Consider the following 20,702-nt stretch of genomic DNA (forward strand, 5'->3'; position numbering starts at 1 on the left):
CAAAAGACAACTTTTCCGCACCCTCCCGAAGCTTATTCCGCGACGTCCGCGAGGAGAGCCGCATTGCCCCCGGAAGCGGTGGTATCCACGCAGAGATGGCGTTCGATCAGCACGTGACCTGCGTCCGGCTCAGTGGTGATGAGGGGCAGGATCTGCCCCTTGCGCGCGGCGAGCGCCCTGCCATAGGCACGCCCCCCTGCCGCATCGCCCCACCAGAGCGCGCCGGAGAATCCGTTCATCCCGGTAAGCGCATCAGGCGGCAGGTGCCCGCTGACCACAAATGCCCTCCCCCCCAGACGCTCCACCGCCGCCTTCTGATCCGCCCGGGCGGCATCGCCGGGGCCGAGGCAGAGGACGGGCCCGCGCGCGCGGAGGCCGAGCCGGTTCGACTCGCCCGTGGGGCCCGGCATCAGCCGTGTATCTTCTGCGATAGCGGAGGAGCGGGAGAGTGCTGCGCGGAGATCCGCGAGATCCGCACCCGCCCTGTCGGCGCTGCCCGCCGCGGGAGCGGGGAAACGCGTGAAGCGGGCGAGGTAGTTCGGCCCACCCGCCTTGGGGCCGGTGCCGGAAAGACCCTCACCGCCAAAGGGTTGCGAGCCGACGACTGCACCGATCTGGTTGCGGTTGACGTAGATGTTGCCCACGTGGATACGCTCCACAACCTCCTGCACGCGGTCGTCGATCCGGGTGTGCAGGCCGAAGGTCAGCCCGTAACCGGTGGCGTTGATCGCATCGATCACGCCATCGATCTCACCCGCGCGGAACGTGGCGAGGTGCAGGACGGGGCCGAATACCTCCTCGCCGATATCGGCGATGGAGGAGACACGGATGACGGCGGGCGCGATGAAATGGCCGGTTCCGGGGGCGGAGACATCTTTCAGCAGCCGCCCTTCGCTGCGCGCCCGGGCGACATGGGCGGCGATGCCCGCGGCGGCTTCGGCGTCGATCACCGGGCCGACGTCGGTGGCAAGCGTCCAGGGGTTGCCGAGCGCAAGCTCATCCATCGCGCCGAAGAGCATATGCGTGACGCTGGGCGCGACATCCTCCTGCACGTAAAGACAGCGGAGCGCGGAGCAGCGCTGCCCGGCGGACTGGAAGGCGGAGGCGACGATGTCGCGGACGGCCTGCTCGGGGAGAGCGGTGGAATCCACGATCATCGCGTTCAGGCCGCCGGTCTCCGCGATCAGCGGCGCGCCGGGGGAGAGATGTTCCGCCATTGCCCCGCGGATGGCCAGCGCGGTGTCCGTGGAGCCGGTGAAGGCCACGCCGTCGATCCGTGGATCGGAGGTGAGCCGCGCGCCCACCCCGCCGTCGCCCGGCAGCAGTTGCAGGGCCGTTGCGGGAACCCCCGCCTTCAACAGAAGCTCCACCGCAAGCGCGGCGATGAGCGGGGTCTGCTCTGCCGGCTTCGCGATCACCGCGTTTCCGGCGGCGAGCGCCGCGGCGATCTGGCCGGTGAAGATGGCGAGCGGGAAGTTCCACGGAGAGATGCAGGCGAAAGTGCCACGGGCGGGGTGGGGAAGGGCCGCCGCACCTTCGGCATAGTAGCGCAGGAAATCCGCGGCCTCCCGCAGTTCGGCGACCGCATCGGCCTGCGTCTTTCCGGCCTCTCGCGCGAGCAGGGCGAAGAGGCGGCCGAAATCGGCCTCGTAAAGATCGGCCGCGTGTTTCAGCACGGCGGCGCGGTCTTCGGCGGGGGCGTTCCATGGTCGGGCCGCATCGAGAGCCGCTTCCACCTGATCGGGCGTGGCGAACAGTGCGGTGCCGACCGGGTCCGCCGGATCGGCGGGGTTCATCACGGTGACGGGATCGCCACCCTCCACCGCCCGGGCGAGGATCGGCGCAGCGGGGAAGCGGGCGGCAAGGAACGGCGCGCGCGCGGCCTCGATCCGGGCAAGATCGCCCGCATCGGTTAGATCGAAGCCGCGTGAATTGCCACGGCTGGGCTCGAATATCCCGGCAGGGCGGCGGATCACCGGGTTGTGGGCATCGGCCAGATGCGCCTCCACCTCCGCAAACGGATCGGCGGCGACGGTTTCGGCGGGCACGTCCTCATCGACGATCTGGTTCACGAAGGAGGAGTTCGCCCCGTTTTCCAGCAGACGGCGGACGAGATAGGCCAAGAGGTCGCGATGCGCCCCGACCGGAGCATAGATGCGGCAGCGCGTGCCCTCCCGCTCGTGCACGATGTCGTGGAGCCGCTCTCCCATGCCGTGCAGGCGCTGGAACTCGAAGGCGTCGCGGTCGGTCGCCATGTCGAGGATGGCGGCGACGGTATGGGCGTTGTGGCCTGCGAACTGGGGATAAATCCGGTCGGTCATGCCGAGCAGCTTGCGCGCATTGGCGATATAGCTCACATCGGTCGCGGCCTTGCGGGTAAAGACGGGGAAGCCGTCCAGCCCCAGAACCTGCGCGCGCTTGATCTCGCTGTCCCAGTAGGCGCCCTTCACCAGACGCACCATGATCCTGCGGTCGAGCCGGGTCGCAAGGTCGTAAAGGCGGTCGATCACCGGGCCGCACCGCTTGCCATAGGCCTGAACGACCACGCCGAACCCGCCCCAGCCTTTCAGCGCGGGGTCCGACAGAACCGCCTCGATCACGTCGAGGGAAAGGGTCAGCCGGTCCGCTTCTTCCGCATCGACGTTGAAGCCGAGGTTCGCCGCGCGGGCGAGACCGGCCAGCGCCCGGACGCGGGGCACCAGCTCCTCCATCACGCGCGCGCGCTTTGCCACTTCGTAGCGCGGATGCAGGGCTGAGAATTTCACCGAGATGCCGGGATTGGACCGGATGTCGCTGCCCTTCGCTGCGGCGGCGATCGCCGTGATCGCGCGGGAATAGTCGAGGTGATAGCGGCGCGCGTCCGCCTCCGTCCGCGCGGCCTCTCCCAGCATGTCGTAGGAATAGGTGAAGCCCTTCGCCTCCATCCCCTCGGCGCGTTTCATGGCGGACTGGATCGTTTCGCCAAGGACGAACTGGCGCCCCATCTCCTTCATCGCGCGGGAGACGGCGCCCCGGATCACCGGCTCTCCGAGACGCCGCACCGCGGCCCGGAGGTGGCCCGCCACGCCCGGCTCCCGCTCATCCAGCACGCGCCCTGTCAGCATCAACGCCCAGGTGGAGGCATTGACGAGGCTGGAGGAGGATTTGCCCAGATGCCTGCCCCAGTCGGACGGGGCGATCTTGTCCTCGATCAGCGCATCCATCGTCTCGGCGTCCGGCACGCGCAGCAGCGCCTCCGCCAGACACATGAGCGAGATACCCTCATCCGTGGACAGGCCGTATTCGGCCAGAAACACTTCCATCAGGCCGGGTTTCGCGCTCTGGCGGATAAGGCGGACCAGCTCCGCCCCTCTGGCGGCGATGCGGGCGCGGTCGCCGGGCGACAGGCGCGCCTCCTCCACCAGCCGGGAGAGGAGGGGGCCTTCCTCCGCCAGCGTCAGGGCTTCGATCTTCATCTGGAGGTCCATCACCGTGTCGCGCATCCGCTTTCTCCCGTTATCCGCCCATGATAAACCCCTTCGAGAAGGCGGATCGCCTGCAGTCAGCACAAGGACAGGCCGATGGACCGAAAAGTGGCCGCTCCCCGGTTCGATATGGAAAGCGACGATCTGGACCGTTTCGACCGGGCCATCCTGCGGTCCCTGTCGGTGGACGGGCGGTTGCCGGTGACGGAACTGGCGCGCAAGGTGGGCCTGTCGAAATCGCCCGTGCAGGCGAGGGTGAAGCGGCTTGAGGAGGCGGGCTACATCAAGGGCTACCGCGCCGTGCTGGATCCGATCCGGCTCGGCCTTGCCCATGTCGCCTTTGTCGAGGTCCGGCTTTCGGACACGCGGGAGGCGGCCTTGCAAGCGTTCAACCGCGCGGTGCAGTTGATCCCGGAGGTGGAGGAGTGCCACATGATGGCCGCCTCCTTCGACTATCTGCTGAAGGTGCGGACAGGCGATATCGCCGACTATCGCGCCGTGCTGGGGGAAAAGCTGTCCACCCTGCCGCATGTCGCCTCCACCTCGACCTTCGTCGCGATGGAGGCGGTGAAGGACGAATCCCCCGTGTTCAGTGGCGGGCCTTGAGCACCGTCTCGTCCCCCGCCTTCAGCAGCAGCGCCCCATCGTCGGAAAAGTCGAAGCCCGTGACGCTCGCCAGCGCGTCGAGGAACTTGCGCTCCTGATCCATCAGGGCGGGCGCACAGGCCATCATCGTCGCGCCCGCCTGCTGGAAGCGCAGCGACTCCCCCGTCAGTTCGTAGCCCGCGAAGTAGCTGTTGCAACCGGCACGCCCCGAGACGCGCCCGTTGGCGAAGGTAAGGGTGACGTGCGAACTGTCGATGATGCCGCCGCCGCCGATATCCTCCACCACCCAGTCCTGCCCGGTAAGAAGATCTTCGGGCGCTCCGCCGCAGCCCTTGAACTCCCGCTCCCCGGCCATCAGCGTCACCTGGCGGGGATAGGGCATCCCGGTCATGGAGTCCCGGCAGAGAGCGTCGGCGATTGCCAGAACCACGCCCTTTCCGCCGGTGTAGCGGCGCCCCTGCGGCATCACCTCCGCCGCTGAAAGGCGCCCCGAGACGCTGTCCCCCTCCTGCGGGGTGAAGGTGAAGCTGCCATCGGTCAGCGTGAGACTCCAGCCCGGTTCATTGCCCCGTGCGACGAAATCGGCATTGGCGGTGCTGTCTATGTCGATATGGCATTCGGGAAGCGCCCCGCCGCCGATACTCACGGTGACGGCCGGCCCCTTGCTCCAGACGAAGGTTCCCGGATCGTCCTCCGCCTCGTACTTCGCGCCGGAGGCGGTTCTGGCCTCATGAAGATCGTAGTAATCCGCGCCGATCCGCAGGCGGGCACCGTCGTTGATGAAGCCGATCTCCACCAGCCGGTCACCACAGCGATAGGTGGAGGCAAAGCCCATCGACAGGTGCTGATGCATCATGAGAGGAGGGACGGCCGCCGGGCCGCTTCCCGTGGCGATCGGCGCGGGATCGGAAACCCACATCACCTCTCCTCCGAGCTGGATGGCGCCGCGCAGCACCAGCGGAATATCGGTCGGTCCCTTGATATCGAACGGGATCGGCACCTGCCGCCCTTCCGTCCCGATATCCCGCGCCGCGACGACCCGTCCCGTCTCGTCGCGCAGCTCCAGACTTGCGACGGCGCCGTCCGACAGGGCAACCCGCTCCCGGTAGGTGAGTTCTCCCGTCACGTCGCGCTGCTGGGCAAAGGCGGCCCCTCCCGCGATCACCGCGGCCAGGGTTGCGCAGGACAAAAGACGCATGGCGTCCCTCCTTCATGTGTTCCAGACAGGAATATAGCGGGAGAGTGCCGGAGGCAAAGCAGGCCTCGACCCCGGCCCGGCCGCGTGCGAGACTTCGCGGGTTGAGAACGGAGCTTTCGCCATGTCCGACCAGATCCTTTCCGAACCCCGGCTCACCTCGCTCGCGCATGGAGGCGGCTGCGGCTGCAAGCTCGCGCCCTCCGTCCTGCGCGACCTGCTGGCCGAACAGCCGCTGGCGCAGGCCTTCCCGCAGCTTCTGGTGGGCAACGAAGGCTCGGACGACGCGGCGGTCTGGCAGGTGGATGACAGAACCTGCGTGATCGCCACGACGGATTTCTTCATGCCGATGGTGGATGATCCGCGCGACTTCGGGCGTATCGCGGCGACGAATGCGATTTCCGACATCTATGCCATGGGCGGACGGCCGATCATGGCGCTCGCCATTCTTGGCATGCCGATCGACAAGCTCTCCGTCGGGACTGTCCGGGCCATTCTGGCCGGGGGCGCGGAGATCTGCGCGGAGGCGGGCATCCCTGTTGCGGGCGGTCACTCCATCGACGCGCCGGAGCCGATCTACGGCCTTGCCGTGATCGGGCTGGCCACGCTGGAGGATATCCGTCGCAACGGCGGCGCGCGGGTGGGCGACAAGCTTATCCTCACCAAAGGGCTGGGCGTCGGCATCTATTCCGCCGCCATCAAGAAGGGCGTCCTTCCACCCGGCGGTTATGAGGAGATGATCGCGACGACGACGCTTCTCAACCGGATCGGGGGAGAGCTTTCCCGCGACCCGGCGGTGCACGCGATCACCGATGTCACCGGCTTCGGCATTCTGGGGCATGGGCTGGAGATGGCAAAGGGTGCGGGTCTGGCTCTGCGGCTCGGGATGGGTGATCTGCCGTTCCTTGCCCATGCCGAAGCGCTGGCCGAAGGCGGGCTGGCGACCGGCGCATCTGCCCGGAACTGGGCCAGCTATGGCGGGGATGTGTTGTTGCCGGAGGGTGTGCCCGACTGGCGGGTGAAGCTTCTCACCGATCCGCAGACCTCCGGCGGGCTGCTGGTCGCCGTCGCGCCGGAGACTGCAGAGGCAACGCTCGCCCGCATCCGCGCCGCAGGCTATGACCGCGCGAGCCTTGTCGGCGAAGTGACGGATGGTCCGGTGCGCGTGGAAGTCGTCTGAACCAGCGACCCCCGCCTTTCCTGCACACAGGCGGGGCGGCACGTGGCCATGACGCCGTGGCGTAGCGGGATGGGGGCCGTCCTGCACACAGGCGGGGCGGCATGTTCCCTCATTGCTCATTGACAGGCTGAGGCAGGCCCCGCGATCACAGGGTCCGCCACGAGGGCATGGGTGATTTCCGGTAGATGGCTGGGGCGCCAGGATTCGAACCTGGGAATGGCGGTACCAAAAACCGCTGCCTTACCACTTGGCGACGCCCCAACTGCGGCGGTGTTTAGCGAAGGCCGCGGGGGGGTGCAAGACGGAAAATCGCACTTTTTGCGCCCTGCTGTCTTGGGGCTTTGCAAGGGCGGGTGGAAGGGGTGGGGCGGGTGGAAAGGAGCGCTTCGCGGGCAGGCGGCGGGTGGCCCCGGCGAAGGGGATGGAGCAATTTGCCGCAGGGCGGTTGCGGCAAACGCGTGGCTGCGCTAGGTCTTCCGGGCAGCATCAAGAGCGGAAGAATGCCCTCGCATTCAGACACGGTTCCTCCCCCGGAGGACGACAGTCCCGGAGAGGGACCACGACGAAGGGGGCCTGCCCCCCTGTTCGCTTGTCATGACATGTCCGGTTTCCGCGAGAGAGTTCCGCCTGCCATGAAGCGGGCCGGGGCATATGCTGCACCGAACACTCCAACAGGATTTTCCTAATGTTCTTTGAATGGATGTCCGATCCGTCGGCCTGGGTGGGACTTGCCACGCTCGTTGTTCTGGAAATCGTTCTCGGCATCGACAACCTCGTCTTCATCGCCGTTCTCGCCGACAAGTTGCCGCCGCATCAGCGGGACAGGGCGCGGATCATCGGCCTTTCGCTTGCGCTCGTCATGCGGCTGGGGCTTCTGGCTTCCATCGCGTGGATCGTGACCCTGACCCAGCCGGTGTTTTCGCTGCTGGGATACAGCTTCTCCTGGCGCGACATCATCCTGATCGTCGGCGGCGTCTTTCTGCTGTTCAAGGGCACGATGGAGCTGCATGAGCGGCTGGAAGGCCACATGGCGCACAAGGAACAGCGCGTGGCCCATGCGGTGTTCTGGCAGGTCATCGTGCAGATCATCGTGCTCGACGCCATCTTCTCGCTCGACAGCGTGATCACGGCGGTCGGCATGGTGCAGCATGTCTCTGTCATGATGATTGCGGTCATCATCGCAGTAGGCGTGATGCTGCTGATGGCCAAGCCGCTGATGGCCTTCGTCTCGCGCCATCCAACGGTGGTGATCCTGTGCCTCGGCTTCCTGATGATGATCGGGTTCTCGCTGGTGGTGGAGGGCTTCGGCTATCACCTGCCGAAAGGGTATCTCTATGCCGCCATCGGTTTCTCGGTGATGGTGGAGGCGCTGAACCAGATCAGCCGTCGCAACCGCGAGCGGTCGCTCACCTCCGGCGACATGCGGGACAGGGCGGCGGAGGCCGTGCTGCGCATGCTGGGCGGGCGGTCGCGGGCGTCGGGCGAACTGTCGGGCGACGCCGAGGTGATCGCCCAGCAGTCGAGCGAGGGGGGCCTGTTCGGCGCAGAGGAGCAGGAGATGATCCGGGGCGTGCTGACGCTGGCGGAACGCCCCGCGACCTCCGTCATGACCCCGCGGACGGAGATCGACTGGCTTGACCTGAACATGCCCGTTGCGGCGCTGCAGGAGCAGATCCTGCGCGAAGGGCATTCGCGGTATCTGGTCGCGCGGGGGAGCATCGAGAACTTCGTCGGCGTGGCGCTCACCCGCGATCTGATGCGCGACGTGCTGGCGGAAGGGGCGATCAACCTTGACCGTTCGTTGAAACAGCCGCTGGTGCTGCATGAGAGCGTCGATGCGCTCCGCGTCATGGAGCAGCTCCGCAAGACGCCGGTGCAGATGGCGGTGATCGTGGACGAATTCGGCACGATCGAAGGCATCGCCACGCCGACCGACATCCTCGAAGCCATCGCTGGGGATTTCGCCGACGAGAACGAGGACGAGACCACGATGGAGCGGCTCGACGACGGCTCCTATCTGGTCAGCGGCTGGGTGGATATCCGGCGGGCCTCCACCCTGCTGGAAACCGATCTGGAGGACGCGACCGAGCGGTATTCGACGCTCGCCGGCTACATCCTGTGGCAGCTGGGCCATTTGCCGGCCGTGGGCGAGCGGGTGAGCGCGGGTGCGCTGGAGTTCGAGGTGACGGCCATGAACGGCCATGCCATCGACCGGGTGCGTGTCAGGCGTCTGGACGATCCTCTTGCCGGGATCACCGAATGAGAAAAGGGGCGGCGGGGGATCCTGCCGCCCCTTTTCGTTACGCTCCGCCGTCGTTCAGACGCGTTCGAGCGCCACGGCAATCCCCTGGCCGACGCCGATGCACATCGTGGAGAGGGAGCGCTTGCCGCCGGTCTCCCGAAGTTCCAGCGCGGCGCTGCCGGTGATCCGCGCCCCCGACATGCCGAGCGGGTGGCCGAGCGCGATGGCCCCGCCGTTGCGGTTCACGCGCGGATCGTCATCCGCGATGCCCAGATCGCGGAGCGTGGCAAGGCCTTGGCTCGCGAAGGCCTCGTTCAGCTCGATGACGTCGAAGTCCTTCTCCGTCAGGCCAAGCCGCGCCATCAGCTTCTTGGACGCAGGCGCCGGGCCGATGCCCATGATCCGCGGCGGAACGCCCGCGACAGCCCCGCCCAGAACGCGGGCTATGGGCGTCAGCCCGTATTTCTTCACCGCCGCTTCGGAAGCGATGATGAGCGCCGCGGCCCCGTCGTTCACGCCCGAGGCATTGCCCGCCGTCACCGTGCCGCCCTTGCGGAACGGCGTGCCGAGCTTGGCCAGCGCCTCCATCGTGGTGGCACGGGGATGTTCGTCCTTGTCCACCACCTTCGGGTCGCCCTTGCGCTGGGGAATGGTCACCGGGGTGATTTCCCTGGCCAGCCGGCCGTTTTCCTGCGCGGCGGCCGCCTTGGCCTGCGAGCGGAGGGCGAAGGCGTCCTGATCCTCACGGCTGACGTGGAAGTCCTCCGCCACGTTCTCACCCGTCTCCGGCATGGACTCGACGCCATACTGGGCCTTCATCAGCGGGTTGACGAAGCGCCAGCCGATGGTCGTGTCATAGATCTCGGCATTGCGGGAAAAGGCCGTGTCCGCCTTCGGCATCACGAAGGGCGCGCGGGACATGGATTCCACGCCGCCCGCGATCATGATCTCGGCCTCGCCGGCCTTGATGCTGCGCGCCGCCATGATGACGGCATCCATGCCCGACCCGCAGAGCCGGTTGATCGTAGTGCCCGGCACGGCAACCGGCAGGCCCGCCAGCAGCAGCGACATGCGGGCCACGTTACGGTTGTCTTCGCCCGCCTGGTTGGCGGAGCCGTAGATCACATCGTCGATGGCTTCCCAGTCGATGCCCGCATTGCGCTCCATCAGCGCTTTCATCGGGATCGCGCCCAGATCGTCGGCGCGGACCGAGGAAAGCGCCCCGCCGAAACGGCCGATGGGGGTGCGGATATAGTCGCAGATATAGGCTTCGGTCATTCTGTCCTCCTCACAGTGCCGGAACGGTCAGGTCGCCGACCGGCCCGTCGATCACCAGCCTGGCGCCGGTCATCGCTTGCAGTTCATCCAAAGTCATCGCGGCCAGCTTCTCCCGCAGGACGAAATGGCCGTTCTTGATGTCCACCACCGCATGGCTGGTGTAAACACGGGTGATGCAGGCCACGCCGGTCAGCGGGAAGGTGCAACTCTCCACCAGCTTCGGCTCGCCCTTCTTGGTCACGTGTTCGGTGATGACACAGACCTGCTTCGCGCCGTGGACAAGGTCCATCGCGCCGCCGACGGCGGGAACGCCCTTGTCGCCCACCCGCCAGTTGGCAAGGTCGCCGCTCTGCGCCACCTGAAGCGCGCCGAGGATCGCTACGTCCAGATGACCGCCGCGCACCATGGCGAAGCTGTCCGCATGATGGAAGAAGGACGCGCCCGGGTTGAGCGTGATCGCCTTCTTGCCCGCGTTGATGAGATCCCAGTCCTCCTGCCCCTCGGGCGGGGCGGCGCCGAAGTCGAGAATGCCGTTCTCGGTATGGAAGATCACCTTGCGTCCGGGCGGCTGGTAGCGCGCCACCATCTCCGGGAAGCCGATGCCGAGGTTCACATAGGCGCCGTCCCGGATGTCCTGCGCCGCGCGCCAGGCGATCTGGGCATTTGAAAGCTTGATGTCGTCGCGAACGTTCACGGTCATTCCTGGGAAACTCCTGCGCGGATGAGCACCTCTTCCTGCTCGGGTTCGGCCACATGGACGATGCGGTCCACGAAGATGCCGGGGGTGATCACGTTCTCCGGGTCGATGCTGCCCGGTTCCACGATATGGCTCGCCTGCACGATGGTCGTGGCCGCGGCGGTGCACATGATGGGGGAGAAGTTCCGGGCGGCCATGTTGTAGGTCAGGTTGCCCAGCCTATCGGCATCGCGGGCCTTGATGAGCGCGAAATCCGCCTTCAGCCAGCGCTCCTGCACATAGGGGCGTCCGTCGAATTCCTCGATCTTCTTGCCTTCGGCGAGCTCCGTCCCGTAGCCCGTGGGCGTGTAGAAGGCGGGGATGCCCGCGCCGCCCGCCCGGATCCGCTCGGCCAGCGTGCCCTGCGGCACCAGTTCGAGTTCGATCTCGCCCGTGAGGTAGCGCTCCGTGAAGGCGCGGGGGTCGCTGGATTTCGGGAAGGAGCAGATCATCTTGCCGACCATGCCGAGGTCGATCATCGCGGCGATACCGACGCGGCCGTTTCCGGCGTTGTTGTTGACGATCGTCAGGTTCTTCGGGCTGCCGGTTTCCTTGAAGCGGGCGATCAGCGCCGCCATCAGTTCCAGCGGTGCGCCGGATCCGCCGAAACCGCCGATCATCACAGTCGCGCCGTCACCGATCTCCGCCACGGCTTCCGCCGTGCTCGGGAGTGTCTTGTCCATGCGGGTCTCCTTCCTGCGGGCCGCGCGCTTCGGGGTCGGAACGGGTCCGGGCGGGCCGTCGCGCGCGACCCTATGCCCAGCCTTGCTCGACAGCAACAGGTTTGTGCGTTATGCGATATTTGTTCGATTATCGCATTTGAGGGCCGGAAATGACCGATGCGCGCGACCTGATGGGCGGCTTTGCCAAGGGCCTGCGGGTCATCGAAGCGTTTGCCGGGGTGCCGCGGCTCACCATTACCGAGGTGGCGGAGCGGGCCGACCTGGACCGGGCAACGGCGCGGCGCTGTCTCCTCACGCTCGTCGCGCTCGGCTATGCGGAGCATGACGGCAAGTTCTTCGCCCTCACCCCCAAGGTCGCGCGGCTTGGCCAGGCATGGTTGCAGGGGTTGCCGCTTGCCACGGTGATCCAGCCCCGGCTCGACAGGCTGTCGGCGGAAGTCGGGCAAAGCTCCTCCGTGTCCGTGCTGGACGGGGCGGAAATCGTTTACATCGCGCGTTCCGCCCAGCAGCGGATCATGTCGATCAACCTGATGGCGGGCAGCCGTCTGCCGGCGTTCTGCTCCTCCATGGGCCGCATTCTGCTGGCCGCGCTGCCGGAAGGGCAGGCGGAGGCCTTGATCCGGTCCGCCGACCGTCCTCCATATACCGCGCGCACGCTCACCGATCCCGCTCTGCTGATGCAGGAACTCGCACGTGTCCGTCAGCAGGGCTATGCGGTGATCGATCAGGAATTGGAAATCGGCCTGTGCTCCATAGCCGTGCCGGTTCTGAACGACCGGTCACAGGTCGTTGCCGCGCTGAACATCGGCGCGCCGGCGGCGCAGGTTCCAGCGGTGGAAATGGCGGGGCGCTTCCTGCCCCCTCTGCGCGCGGTGCAGGCCGCGCTGCGGCCCCTGCTTGCATAGGGGAGCGCGCGCAAGTGCTTGCCGCTGGGCGGTTCCCTTTGTTCAGGGCCCGTCTCTGGCTTGTTCTTTCAGGGGCGGAGGTTGCGGGGGCAGAGGTTGCTGGGGCAGGGGCCGATCCTGGTCGGCGTCATGCTGCGCCGCGGGCCAACCCGTGCGGGGGCTTCAGGACCGCTTGCGCAGAGCGCTTCTTCACTTTCGCCTTGCCGGGGAACCACGGCGGGAGGGCCTTGCTGCGGGCCGGATCGTCAGCAAACGCTCCCGGATGGATACCCGGCGCAAGGGTCGTTGATCGCGGCTTCCGACGGATGCGATCCTGCCCGTCGCAGTCCGTCGCAGTCCGTCGCAGTCCGTCGCAGGTAGTCGCCGGACGCCGATCTGCACTAACCCCCAACGCGCGAAGACCGTCCGGTTCTGAACGAACATCGCAGCTCCCTGTTTTCCGTTTCTTTTTGAGGGGCGACCGTGCAGTATCCTCCGCGGGAGACTTTTGGGGAGGATGACTTGAATTTGTTGAACTTGTTCATGAGCCAGCTTGCCGATCCGTTTCGGATCGGGCTGCTCATCGCGCTGACATTCACGATTGCAAACACGCGGGCGACCACCGGGGTGCTCGTGCCATCGCTTGCCGGAATCGCCTTCGTTGCAGCGCTGATCCCGATGACGCTCCATCAGGGGCAACCGTTCATGGCCGCCTTCGCGACAGGGCTGGTTGCGAATGCCTTGATCCTTGGTGTGGTCATGGCGCTCCGCGGAGTCGCGCTGCGCGTGATCCGCGGGTAGATAAAGGGGCCGGGCGACCGGCCCCCTTCCGATAAGCCGGCCCCCTTCCGATCAGATCGTCTGGTCGTAGTCACCGACCGAGGGTTCGGTGCGGATCACGCTGTCCAGATCCTGGAAGATCGCGCGGAGCTGCTCATCGCTTTCCGGGCTTTCGACCACGACGACGAGGTTCGGGGTGTTGGAGGACGCCCGCACCAGCCCCCAGCCGCCGTTCTCAAGGATGACGCGGGCACCGTTCACGGTCACCATTTCCTTGATCTTCACACCGCCGAGGGAGCCGCCTTCCTCCCCGCGTTTCACCAGCTTCTCCACGATCCGGCCCAGCACCTGATACTTCTCCGTATCCGGGCAGGCGGGCGACATCGTGGGCGAAGAGAAGGTCTTGGGCAGTGCCTTCTTCAGGTCGGAGAATTTGGCGCCCGGATTGCGGTCCATGAGCTTGCAGATCTCCACCGCAACGCGCATCCCGTCATCGTAGCCACGCCCGATCGGTTCGGCGAGGAAGTAGTGGCCCGACTTCTCGAACCCCGCGAGAGCGCCCAGTTCCTTGACCCGGCGCTTCATGTAGCTGTGGCCGGTCTTCCAGTAATCGGCCTTCGCGCCCGCCGCGATCAGGTCAGGGTCGGAGGCAAAGAGACCGGTGGATTTCACATCCGCCACGAAGGTTGCGCCGGGATAGAGCTTCACCAGATCGCGCGCCATGATGACGCCCACCTTGTCGGCGAAGATCTCGTCGCCCTCATCGTCCACGACGCCGCAGCGGTCCCCGTCGCCGTCGAAGCCGAGCGCCATGTCCGCGCCCGACGCCTTCACGGCATGGGCCATGTCATGGAGCATCTCCATGTCTTCGGGGTTCGGGTTGTAGTTCGGGAAGGTGTAGTCGAGCTCGTTGTGCAGCGGCACGACCTCAACCCCCATGCGCTTCAGCACTTCGGGAGCAAAGGCGGAGGCGGTGCCGTTGCCGGTGGCGCAGACGATCTTCAGCGGGCGCGAGATGCGGAAATCGCCGACCAGATCGTCCAGATACGCCTCCTTCACACCATCGACGAATTCGTACCTGCCCCCCTCGCGGGCCTCGCCCTCACCGTTCAGGACGATGTTCTTCAGCTCCGCCATCTCGTCCGGGCCATGGGTGAGGGGGCGCTCGAACCCCATCTTCACGCCGGTCCAGCCGTTCGGGTTGTGAGAGGCCGTGACCATCGCCACCGCGGGCGCATCCAGGTAGAACTGGCTGAAATAGGCCATGGGAGACAGCGCGGGGCCGATGTCCTTCACATGGATCCCCGCCTGCATGAGGCCGAGGATCAGCGCGTTCTTGATGGCGAGCGAATAGTCGCGATAGTCGTTGCCGACGGCGATCACCGGCTCGATCCCGCGTCTCCACATCTGCGTGCCAAGGCCCAGACCCAGTGCCGTCATGCCGGGCAGGTTGATTTCCTGCGGATACTTCCACCGCGCGTCATATTCGCGGAATCCGGTGGGGGCGATCATCGGATCGCGCAGGAATTCCCACGTGTTGGGCTTGGAGACGGGCAAGGGTTTCATACGGAACTCTCGTTTGGGGGGTCAGATGCGGATCGGGTCGGCTTTGGCAAGCATATCGAACGCCTTGAGACTTTCCAGAAGCGCGGGCATGCGATCAAGCCGGATCATGTTCGGACCGTCGGATGGCGCGTTGTCGGGGTCCTGGTGCGTCTCAATGAACACGCCTGCGATGCCGAGGGAGATGGCCGCCCGCGCCATGACGGGCGCAAATTCGCGCTGGCCGCCGGAAGCGGTGCCGAGGCCGCCCGGCTGCTGGATGGAATGGGTGGCATCCATGATGACCGGATATCCCGTCCGCACCATCTGGGGCAGGGATCGCATGTCCGTCACCAGGGTATTGTAGCCGAAGGTGGTGCCCCGCTCCGTCAGCAGGATGCGGTCGTTGCCGGTGGAGGCGACCTTGTCGGCGACGTTCGGCATGTCCCAGGGGGCAAGGAACTGCCCCTTCTTTATGTTCACGGCCGCTCCCGTCCGCCCGGCGGCAAGCAGCAGATCGGTCTGGCGGCTGAGAAAGGCGGGGATCTGGATCACGTCCACCACCGCGGCCACATCCTCGCACTGCCAGCTCTCATGGACATCGGTCAGCACCGGCAGGCCGAAGATCTGCTTCACGCCCGCCAGAATGTTCAGTCCGGCTTCCATCCCCACGCCGCGCCTGCCGGTGAGGGAGGAGCGGTTGGCCTTGTCGAAGCTGGACTTGAAGATCAGCCCGATGCCCAGCCCGTCGCAGATCTCCTTCAGCCGGCCGGCGATCATCTGGGCGTGATCCGCCGTCTCCAACTGGCAGGGACCGCCAATGAGGACCATGGGAAGGTCGTTGCCGACCTCCACCTCTCCAATACGAAACGTTGTCATTCCGGCGTCTCCGTAACGCTGAATTCTGTTGACGCCAAAATAGGTAAGATCACGCGGAGCGCCAGTCCGGGCTGACCGGCCTCACGGCGGCAATCCGCTCGTCCCGCTCCTCTGCGGGCGCGCGTCCCATCTGCAGGACAGCCGCTGGTGCTGCCCCGTCGAGGGGCAGCTGGGCCTGCATCATCGCATTCTCCGCAGCATTTGCCGCGATGCTGCCGGGCCCCAGCGGCGCCAGCGGGCCGAGCGCTTCCCCCGAGCGGGTGCGAAACCGTCTTACCCGAATACTCATTTCTGAAATCACCTGTCCGAACAGGGGTATGGTGGCTTGTGTACCATCTGGATGCAACATTTTCGTGCAACCCGGGCGCCAGCCCCTCTCCTTGCCTGCTTGTCCGACCTTTCGCGTCGTCCCGCGCGATGTGTCATGAACTTCCTACCATCGGGTAAACGCAACGATTGTCGCCGCGCGTCCCGATGCCTACCTAGTATCGCATGTCGATCTTGCCACCCGAAACCGCGCCGAAGCTTGTCCGGCAGATCGAATCCTGCCGGTTGTGCGCAGAGGATTTCGCACGCACCGCGACGGCCCACAAGCCGCGTCCGGTGGTCTGGTTCCGGCCGGGGGCGCGGATCCTCATCGCCGGTCAGGCGCCCGGCCTGCGTGTGCATGAGGCGGGGCGGCCGTTCTGGGATGCGTCCGGCAGGCGGCTTCGTGAGTGGCTGGGCATGTCGGAGGAGGAATTCTACGATCTCTCCCGCGTCGCCGTGGTGCCGATGGCCTTCTGCTTTCCCGGCTATGACGCCAAGGGCGCTGACCTGCCACCCCCGCCGCGTTGCGCGGTCGCATGGCACGATCAGGTGACTGAGGCGCTGGGCGAGATGCCGCTTCTGCTACCGGTCGGTGGCCATGCCCATCGCTGGCATCTGGGCGCGAAAGGCGGCGTGACGGAGACCGTCGCGGGCTGGCGCGCCCATGCGCCGCGCGTCTTTCCCTTGCCTCATCCCTCCTGGCGCAATACCGGGTGGCTGAAACGGAACCCCTGGTTCGCGGCGGAGCTGCTTCCCGTGCTTCGGGCGCGGGTGCGGGAGGTGCTGGATGGAAGCTGAAGGAGCGGCGATGCAGAAGACGGCGATCGATCTGGCGCATGAGGCGATGGAGGCCCGTCCCGAGGACGATGCGCTTCGGCTTGCCTTCTATGAGCGGGTGGCCGATTCGGAGCTTTACCTGCTGCTCGAGGAGGAGACGGAGGACGATACCGTCCGTCCCCGCATCTTTCCGCTTGAGGACGGCGCGATGATCGCGGCCTTTGACCGGGAGGACCGGCTGGCTGCCTTTGCGGAAGGTGTTGCCCCCTATGTCGCCCTGCCCGGGCGGGTGGTCGCGGGCATGCTGGCGGGGGAGGGTCTGGGGATGGCGCTGAATCTTGGCGCAGCCTCCGGCTTTCTGATGCCGGCCGATGCGGTCCGCTGGCTGGCGGAGACGCTGGAGCGGGAGGCGGAGGAGCTGGAGGCCCGGCCGGAGGAAATCCTGCCGCCGCGTGGCCTGCCGGAAAGCTTTGTCGCGGCGCTGGATACCAAGCTGGCGCTGGCTGCCGGGCTTGCCCGGTCCGCCTATCTCGTGGGGGTGCGCTACTCGGACGGGCGGCCAAGCCACATGCTGGCCTTCATGGCCGCAGCTCCCGGTGCGACGCAGGCCCTGGTTCGCGCAACGCATGAGGCGCTGGCCTTTTCGGGGATCGAGGCCGGGGCGCTGGACGTGGCCTTCTTCGACCTCTCCGACCCGATCGCGGCGCGTCTTGCCCGCGTGGGCCTGCGCTTCGACCTCCCCGAAGCCACCCCCGTGCAGGTGGAGACGACGCCGCTTCCCCCCGGTATGGATCCCTTGAAGCCGCCGCGGCTGCGCTGACCTCGGGCGGTCCGCAAGTTTTCCTTTCCGCGCTGCGGCATGGTGGATAGGCTGGAGCAGGGGCTGAAGGGGACAGGCATGACTGGCAGGATCATCACCGTCGCACAGCAGAAGGGCGGCAGTGGCAAGACCACCATTGCAGCCAACCTCGCCGTCGCGCTGGCGGCGGAGGGGAATTCGGTGGCGCTGATCGACACCGATCCGCAGGGTAGCCTTGGCCGCTGGTTCATGACGCGGCGGGAGCGGCTCGGGGACGCGGGGCTGGAATTCTCGACGGCCTCCGCATGGGGCGTGTCCTATGAATGCGACAAGCTGCGCAGGATGGCGGATTACGTCATCATCGACACCCCGCCAAAAGTGGACTCCGACCTGCGTCCCGCGCTGCGGGAGGCGGATCTGGTGCTTGTGCCGGTGGCGTCCTCGCATGTCGATCTCTGGGCGACGGAAGGGGTGCTCGATCTGGCGGAGCGGGTGAAGCGGACGGCGGTGCTGGTGCTGAACCGCACGAAACCCGGTACGCGTCTCGCAGCGGAAGTGGCCGAAGCCGCCCGTTCCCTGAACGCCGATCTTGCAGGCGCGACGCTCGGCAACCGGGTGGTTTATGCCGAGACGCTGGGGCAGGGGCTTTCGGCGCTGGAAGCCGCGCGGAGCAGCCCCGCCGCGCAGGAGATCGCCGCGCTGCGCAAAGAGATCAAGGAGCGACTGGCGACCTGAACGGCCGGAGAGCGGGCGTTCCGGCTGGGTCGCGGGAGCCGTTCCCCGGGGTGTCGCCGGGACCACCGGCGTGTCCCGATGCGGGCCGGTCAGGGCAGCGGTGCCTTATCCTCACGCGGATCGCCGAACGGCCCGCTCCATCACAGGTGGCCCCGCCCGGTCCAAAAGGCTGCTGACAAGCCCTGAAGTCCCATGCCTCTTTCTGGAAACCCCCTTTCTGGCCGCCCCCTTTCTGCAAGCCGGGAAAGCGGCTCGGAAATGACACGAACTGCGCGGGTCTCCGGCTGAATTTCGTCAGATTGCGAACGATTTCCGCTCCGATGCAGGGCTGATGGGCCTTCTGGTCCGTCTGCTCACGATGATCGTCAACCCGTTACGCAACGCTTTCTTCCAGCTCGACCGGGGGCGTCCCGGTGTGGATGCATGGGGAGCCGAGGCGACTGCCAGACAGGCTCTCATACGCGGATTGGCTGACGCTGTGACCGAAGTCTAGTCCGGAGGTTGCTTCGGTCTGTTGATCGGGCTTCACCGCATCAGCGAGAGCACAACGGCGGTGCAGCCATGCTCCTCTCGACAAGCTTGTGGTGGAGACCATAGCCGCCGGGACTGGTCTCGTAACAGGACCGCTGCCATGTCCCGCGCGCGGCCAGTTTCTGCACCAGCTTGCGGATAGGATCGAGGCGGTTCGAGCCCATGCGGATCCCATTCCACCGCCGCGCGTGCCGGGCGCGCCCGCAGCAGCAATCGGCCCCCCGACGCCCAGCCCGGCGACCGTGATGCTCTCTCCCAGTCCCAAGGCTCGGTGTCAGCCCATATGGCGCAACCCTCGCACGAAGAATGCCGCAGGGAGGCCGCCGACACGGGTCAGCCCGCCTGAAGATCCGCAGTCTGACAGGCCGTTGAAAAAGCTCTGAAATGTCCGGTCCATGCTCTGGAAATCGGGAAGTCAGTCCCGGACCCACCAGCAATGCTTGGATTTCCCGGATCGCGGACGATTTCCGCCCCGCGCAGACCAGAGGCCCTTCAGCAGCCTCCCTAAGCCTTCATGCGCGACGGACTGGCTTCCCCGCTGCCAAGGTTCAGGCGGTAGCTCACCGCCTCTGCCACGTGAGCCTCCCGCACGGTCTCGGAACCCGCCAGATCGGCGATGGTGCGGGCCACGCGCAGCACGCGGTGATAGCCGCGGGCGGAAAGCCCGAACCGCTCCGCCACGCGATTGAGAAGCGTTTTGCCGGAACTGTCGGGCGTTGCGATCTCCTCCAGCAGACGGCCCTCCGCATCGGCATTGGAGCGGATGCCTGCTTTCCCTTCGTAGCGCCGGGTCTGCAGCGCCCGCGCCGCTGCGACGCGCGCGGCCACCGGAGCGGAACCTTCGCCCGTTTCCTGCCGGTCAAGGTCGGCATAGGCGACGGGCGGGACGTCCACCCGAAGGTCGAACCTGTCCATCAGCGGGCCGGAAATGCGCGCGAGGTAGTCCGCGCCGCAGTCGGGCGCCTTGGCGCAGGCCCGCGCAGGCTCGGCGAGGAAGCCGCATCGGCAGGGGTTTGCGGCGGCGACCAGCAGGAACCGGCAGGGGTAGCGGCTGTGGGCATTGGCGCGTGAGACGACGATCTCCCCGGTCTCCAGGGGCTGGCGGAGCGTTTCCAGCACGGCGCGGGGAAATTCGGGAAACTCGTCCAGAAACAGCACGCCGTTATGGGCGAGCGAGACCTCCCCCGGCGCGGCAGTGCGCCCGCCGCCCACGATCGCAGCCATGGAGGCGGTGTGATGGGGCTCGCGGAATGGGCGGCTTCTGGACAGCCCTCCCTCCCGGATCAGGCCCGAAAGCGAGTGTATCATGGAGGTCTCCAGCGCCTCGGCCGGCGAGAGCGGCGGCATGAGGGCGGGAAGCCGTGCGGCCAGCATGGACTTCCCCGACCCGGGAGAGCCGATGAGCAGGAGATGATGCCGGCCCGCGGCGGCGATTTCCAGCGCCCGCTTCGCCCGTTCCTGTCCCTTGACATCGGCCAGATCCCGGCTGCTCGCCGGGGTCACGACCTCGCCCGGTTCGGCGGGGGGAAGGGGCTGTTGGCCGGTATAATGCCGCACGAGTTCCAGGAGCGAGCGGGGTGCGATCACCTGCGCCGCCTCCACCCAGGCGGCCTCGCGCCCGCAATCCTTCGGGCAGACGAGACCGAGGTTTTCCGTGGCCGCCGCCATGGCCGCAGGCAGCGCCCCGCTCACCGCCTGCAACCGGCCGTCAAGCGACAGTTCGCCGATGAATACCGCCCCCTCCACCGCGTCCTTCGGCACGATATCGAGGGCGGCGAGCAGGGCAATGGCGATGGGCAGGTCGAAATGCGAGCCGATCTTCGGCAGGTCGGCGGGGGAGAGGTTGATGGTGATGCGGCGGCTGGGCAGGGCGATGGACATGGCCGCCAGCGCCGCCCGCACACGCTCCCGCGCCTCCGACACGGCCTTGTCCGGCAGACCGACGATGGAGAAGGCGGGCAGCCCGGCAGAAAGGGCGCATTGCACCTCCACGATCCGTGCCTCCACCCCTTCGAAAGCGACGGTATAGGCGCGGGCCGTCATCGGGAAACCTTCCTGCTGATTACGGCCCGACCTTGCCCC

General features: G+C 66.8%; 17 protein-coding genes and 1 tRNA gene. 8 read left to right on the plus strand and 10 right to left on the minus strand.

The genetic code is table 11. The features are described 5' to 3' along the window. Positions 1-32: 32 nt before the first annotated feature. On the minus strand, positions 33-3,482 hold the full coding sequence (gene putA, locus RT513_RS04495; RefSeq protein ID WP_290688256.1) for a bifunctional proline dehydrogenase/L-glutamate gamma-semialdehyde dehydrogenase PutA: 3,450 nt from the start codon (positions 3,480-3,482) through the stop codon (positions 33-35). A 78-nt stretch (positions 3,483-3,560) separates the two neighbouring features. On the opposite strand from putA, the gene RT513_RS04500 reads away from it, so the two are divergent. Beyond that, entirely contained in the window at positions 3,561-4,070 is a 510-nt protein-coding gene (locus tag RT513_RS04500) for an Lrp/AsnC family transcriptional regulator (protein WP_256947288.1), read from the plus strand. Here RT513_RS04500 and RT513_RS04505 read toward each other — a convergent pair. Beyond that, complete coding sequence (locus tag RT513_RS04505) at positions 4,054-5,268, minus strand: META domain-containing protein (RefSeq protein WP_290688250.1); 1,215 nt, start codon at positions 5,266-5,268, stop codon at positions 4,054-4,056. The genes RT513_RS04500 and RT513_RS04505 overlap by 17 nt on opposite strands. Before the next feature lie 121 nt (positions 5,269-5,389). On the opposite strand from RT513_RS04505, the gene selD reads away from it, so the two are divergent. After that, positions 5,390-6,445 (plus strand): selenide, water dikinase SelD, encoded by a 1,056-nt coding sequence (gene selD, locus RT513_RS04510; RefSeq protein ID WP_290688248.1) that lies wholly within the window; start codon positions 5,390-5,392, stop codon positions 6,443-6,445. Positions 6,446-6,631: 186 nt separating this feature from the next. On the opposite strand, the gene RT513_RS04515 is transcribed toward selD, so the two are convergent. After that, positions 6,632-6,706 (minus strand) — tRNA-Gln (locus tag RT513_RS04515). A gap of 424 nt (positions 6,707-7,130) precedes the next feature. Here RT513_RS04515 and RT513_RS04520 point away from each other — a divergent pair. Then, positions 7,131-8,708, plus strand: a complete 1,578-nt coding sequence (locus RT513_RS04520; RefSeq protein ID WP_290688246.1) for a TerC family protein — start codon at positions 7,131-7,133, stop codon at positions 8,706-8,708. A gap of 54 nt (positions 8,709-8,762) precedes the next feature. On the opposite strand, the gene pcaF is transcribed toward RT513_RS04520, so the two are convergent. From pcaF to RT513_RS04535, 3 genes are read right to left on the minus strand one after another with little or no spacing between them, the layout of a single operon-like run. Continuing rightward, the gene (pcaF, locus tag RT513_RS04525) at positions 8,763-9,965 is read right to left on the minus strand and encodes a 3-oxoadipyl-CoA thiolase (protein WP_290688244.1); all 1,203 of its coding nucleotides are present in this window, start codon (positions 9,963-9,965) and stop codon (positions 8,763-8,765) included. Positions 9,966-9,975: 10 nt separating this feature from the next. Next, complete coding sequence (locus RT513_RS04530; RefSeq protein WP_290688242.1) at positions 9,976-10,665, minus strand: 3-oxoacid CoA-transferase subunit B; 690 nt, start codon at positions 10,663-10,665, stop codon at positions 9,976-9,978. After that, positions 10,662-11,384: a 3-oxoacid CoA-transferase subunit A gene (locus RT513_RS04535; protein ID WP_290688240.1), complete on the minus strand. Its 723-nt coding sequence runs from the start codon at positions 11,382-11,384 to the stop codon at positions 10,662-10,664. The genes RT513_RS04530 and RT513_RS04535 overlap by 4 nt, the downstream gene beginning before the upstream one ends. A 149-nt stretch (positions 11,385-11,533) precedes the next feature. Between RT513_RS04535 and RT513_RS04540 the strand changes: the two genes are divergently transcribed. Next, a complete protein-coding gene (locus RT513_RS04540) occupies positions 11,534-12,289 on the plus strand; it encodes an IclR family transcriptional regulator C-terminal domain-containing protein (protein WP_290688238.1) in 756 nt (251 codons plus the stop codon). A gap of 501 nt (positions 12,290-12,790) precedes the next feature. Then, positions 12,791-13,069 carry a hypothetical protein gene (locus RT513_RS04545; RefSeq protein ID WP_143413145.1) on the plus strand — a complete coding sequence of 93 codons (279 nt, stop codon included), beginning with the start codon at positions 12,791-12,793 and terminating at the stop codon, positions 13,067-13,069. A gap of 51 nt (positions 13,070-13,120) precedes the next feature. Here RT513_RS04545 and RT513_RS04550 read toward each other — a convergent pair whose 3' ends face one another. From RT513_RS04550 to RT513_RS04560, 3 genes are read right to left on the minus strand one after another with little or no spacing between them, the layout of a single operon-like run. Further along, positions 13,121-14,614, minus strand: a complete 1,494-nt coding sequence (locus RT513_RS04550) for a phosphomannomutase/phosphoglucomutase (protein ID WP_290688235.1) — start codon at positions 14,612-14,614, stop codon at positions 13,121-13,123. Between the two features lie 21 nt (positions 14,615-14,635). Continuing rightward, a complete protein-coding gene (gene kdsA, locus RT513_RS04555; protein WP_088215163.1) occupies positions 14,636-15,469 on the minus strand; it encodes a 3-deoxy-8-phosphooctulonate synthase in 834 nt (277 codons plus the stop codon). A 49-nt stretch (positions 15,470-15,518) separates the two neighbouring features. Further along, the gene (locus tag RT513_RS04560) at positions 15,519-15,758 is read right to left on the minus strand and encodes a hypothetical protein (RefSeq protein WP_290688232.1); all 240 of its coding nucleotides are present in this window, start codon (positions 15,756-15,758) and stop codon (positions 15,519-15,521) included. 203 nt (positions 15,759-15,961) lie between these two features. On the opposite strand from RT513_RS04560, the gene RT513_RS04565 reads away from it, so the two are divergent. The 3 genes from RT513_RS04565 to parA all read left to right on the plus strand — a co-directional run bounded on the left by RT513_RS04565 (position 15,962) and on the right by parA (position 18,089). Continuing rightward, on the plus strand, positions 15,962-16,576 hold the full coding sequence (locus tag RT513_RS04565; protein ID WP_290688230.1) for a uracil-DNA glycosylase family protein: 615 nt from the start codon (positions 15,962-15,964) through the stop codon (positions 16,574-16,576). Continuing rightward, positions 16,566-17,375 (plus strand): SseB family protein, encoded by an 810-nt coding sequence (locus tag RT513_RS04570; protein ID WP_290688228.1) that lies wholly within the window; start codon positions 16,566-16,568, stop codon positions 17,373-17,375. The genes RT513_RS04565 and RT513_RS04570 overlap by 11 nt, the downstream gene beginning before the upstream one ends. 78 nt (positions 17,376-17,453) lie before the next feature. Further along, positions 17,454-18,089 carry a ParA family partition ATPase gene (gene parA / locus RT513_RS04575; protein ID WP_088215250.1) on the plus strand — a complete coding sequence of 212 codons (636 nt, stop codon included), beginning with the start codon at positions 17,454-17,456 and terminating at the stop codon, positions 18,087-18,089. Positions 18,090-19,124: 1,035 nt separating this feature from the next. Here the strand turns inward: parA and RT513_RS04580 are convergent. Then, positions 19,125-20,663, minus strand: coding sequence for a YifB family Mg chelatase-like AAA ATPase (locus RT513_RS04580; RefSeq protein ID WP_290688225.1), 1,539 nt, complete (start codon positions 20,661-20,663; stop codon positions 19,125-19,127). Positions 20,664-20,702 lie beyond the last annotated feature (39 nt).

It is taken from the genome of Haematobacter sp., from assembly GCF_032102465.1.
Classification (GTDB): domain Bacteria; phylum Pseudomonadota; class Alphaproteobacteria; order Rhodobacterales; family Rhodobacteraceae; genus Haematobacter.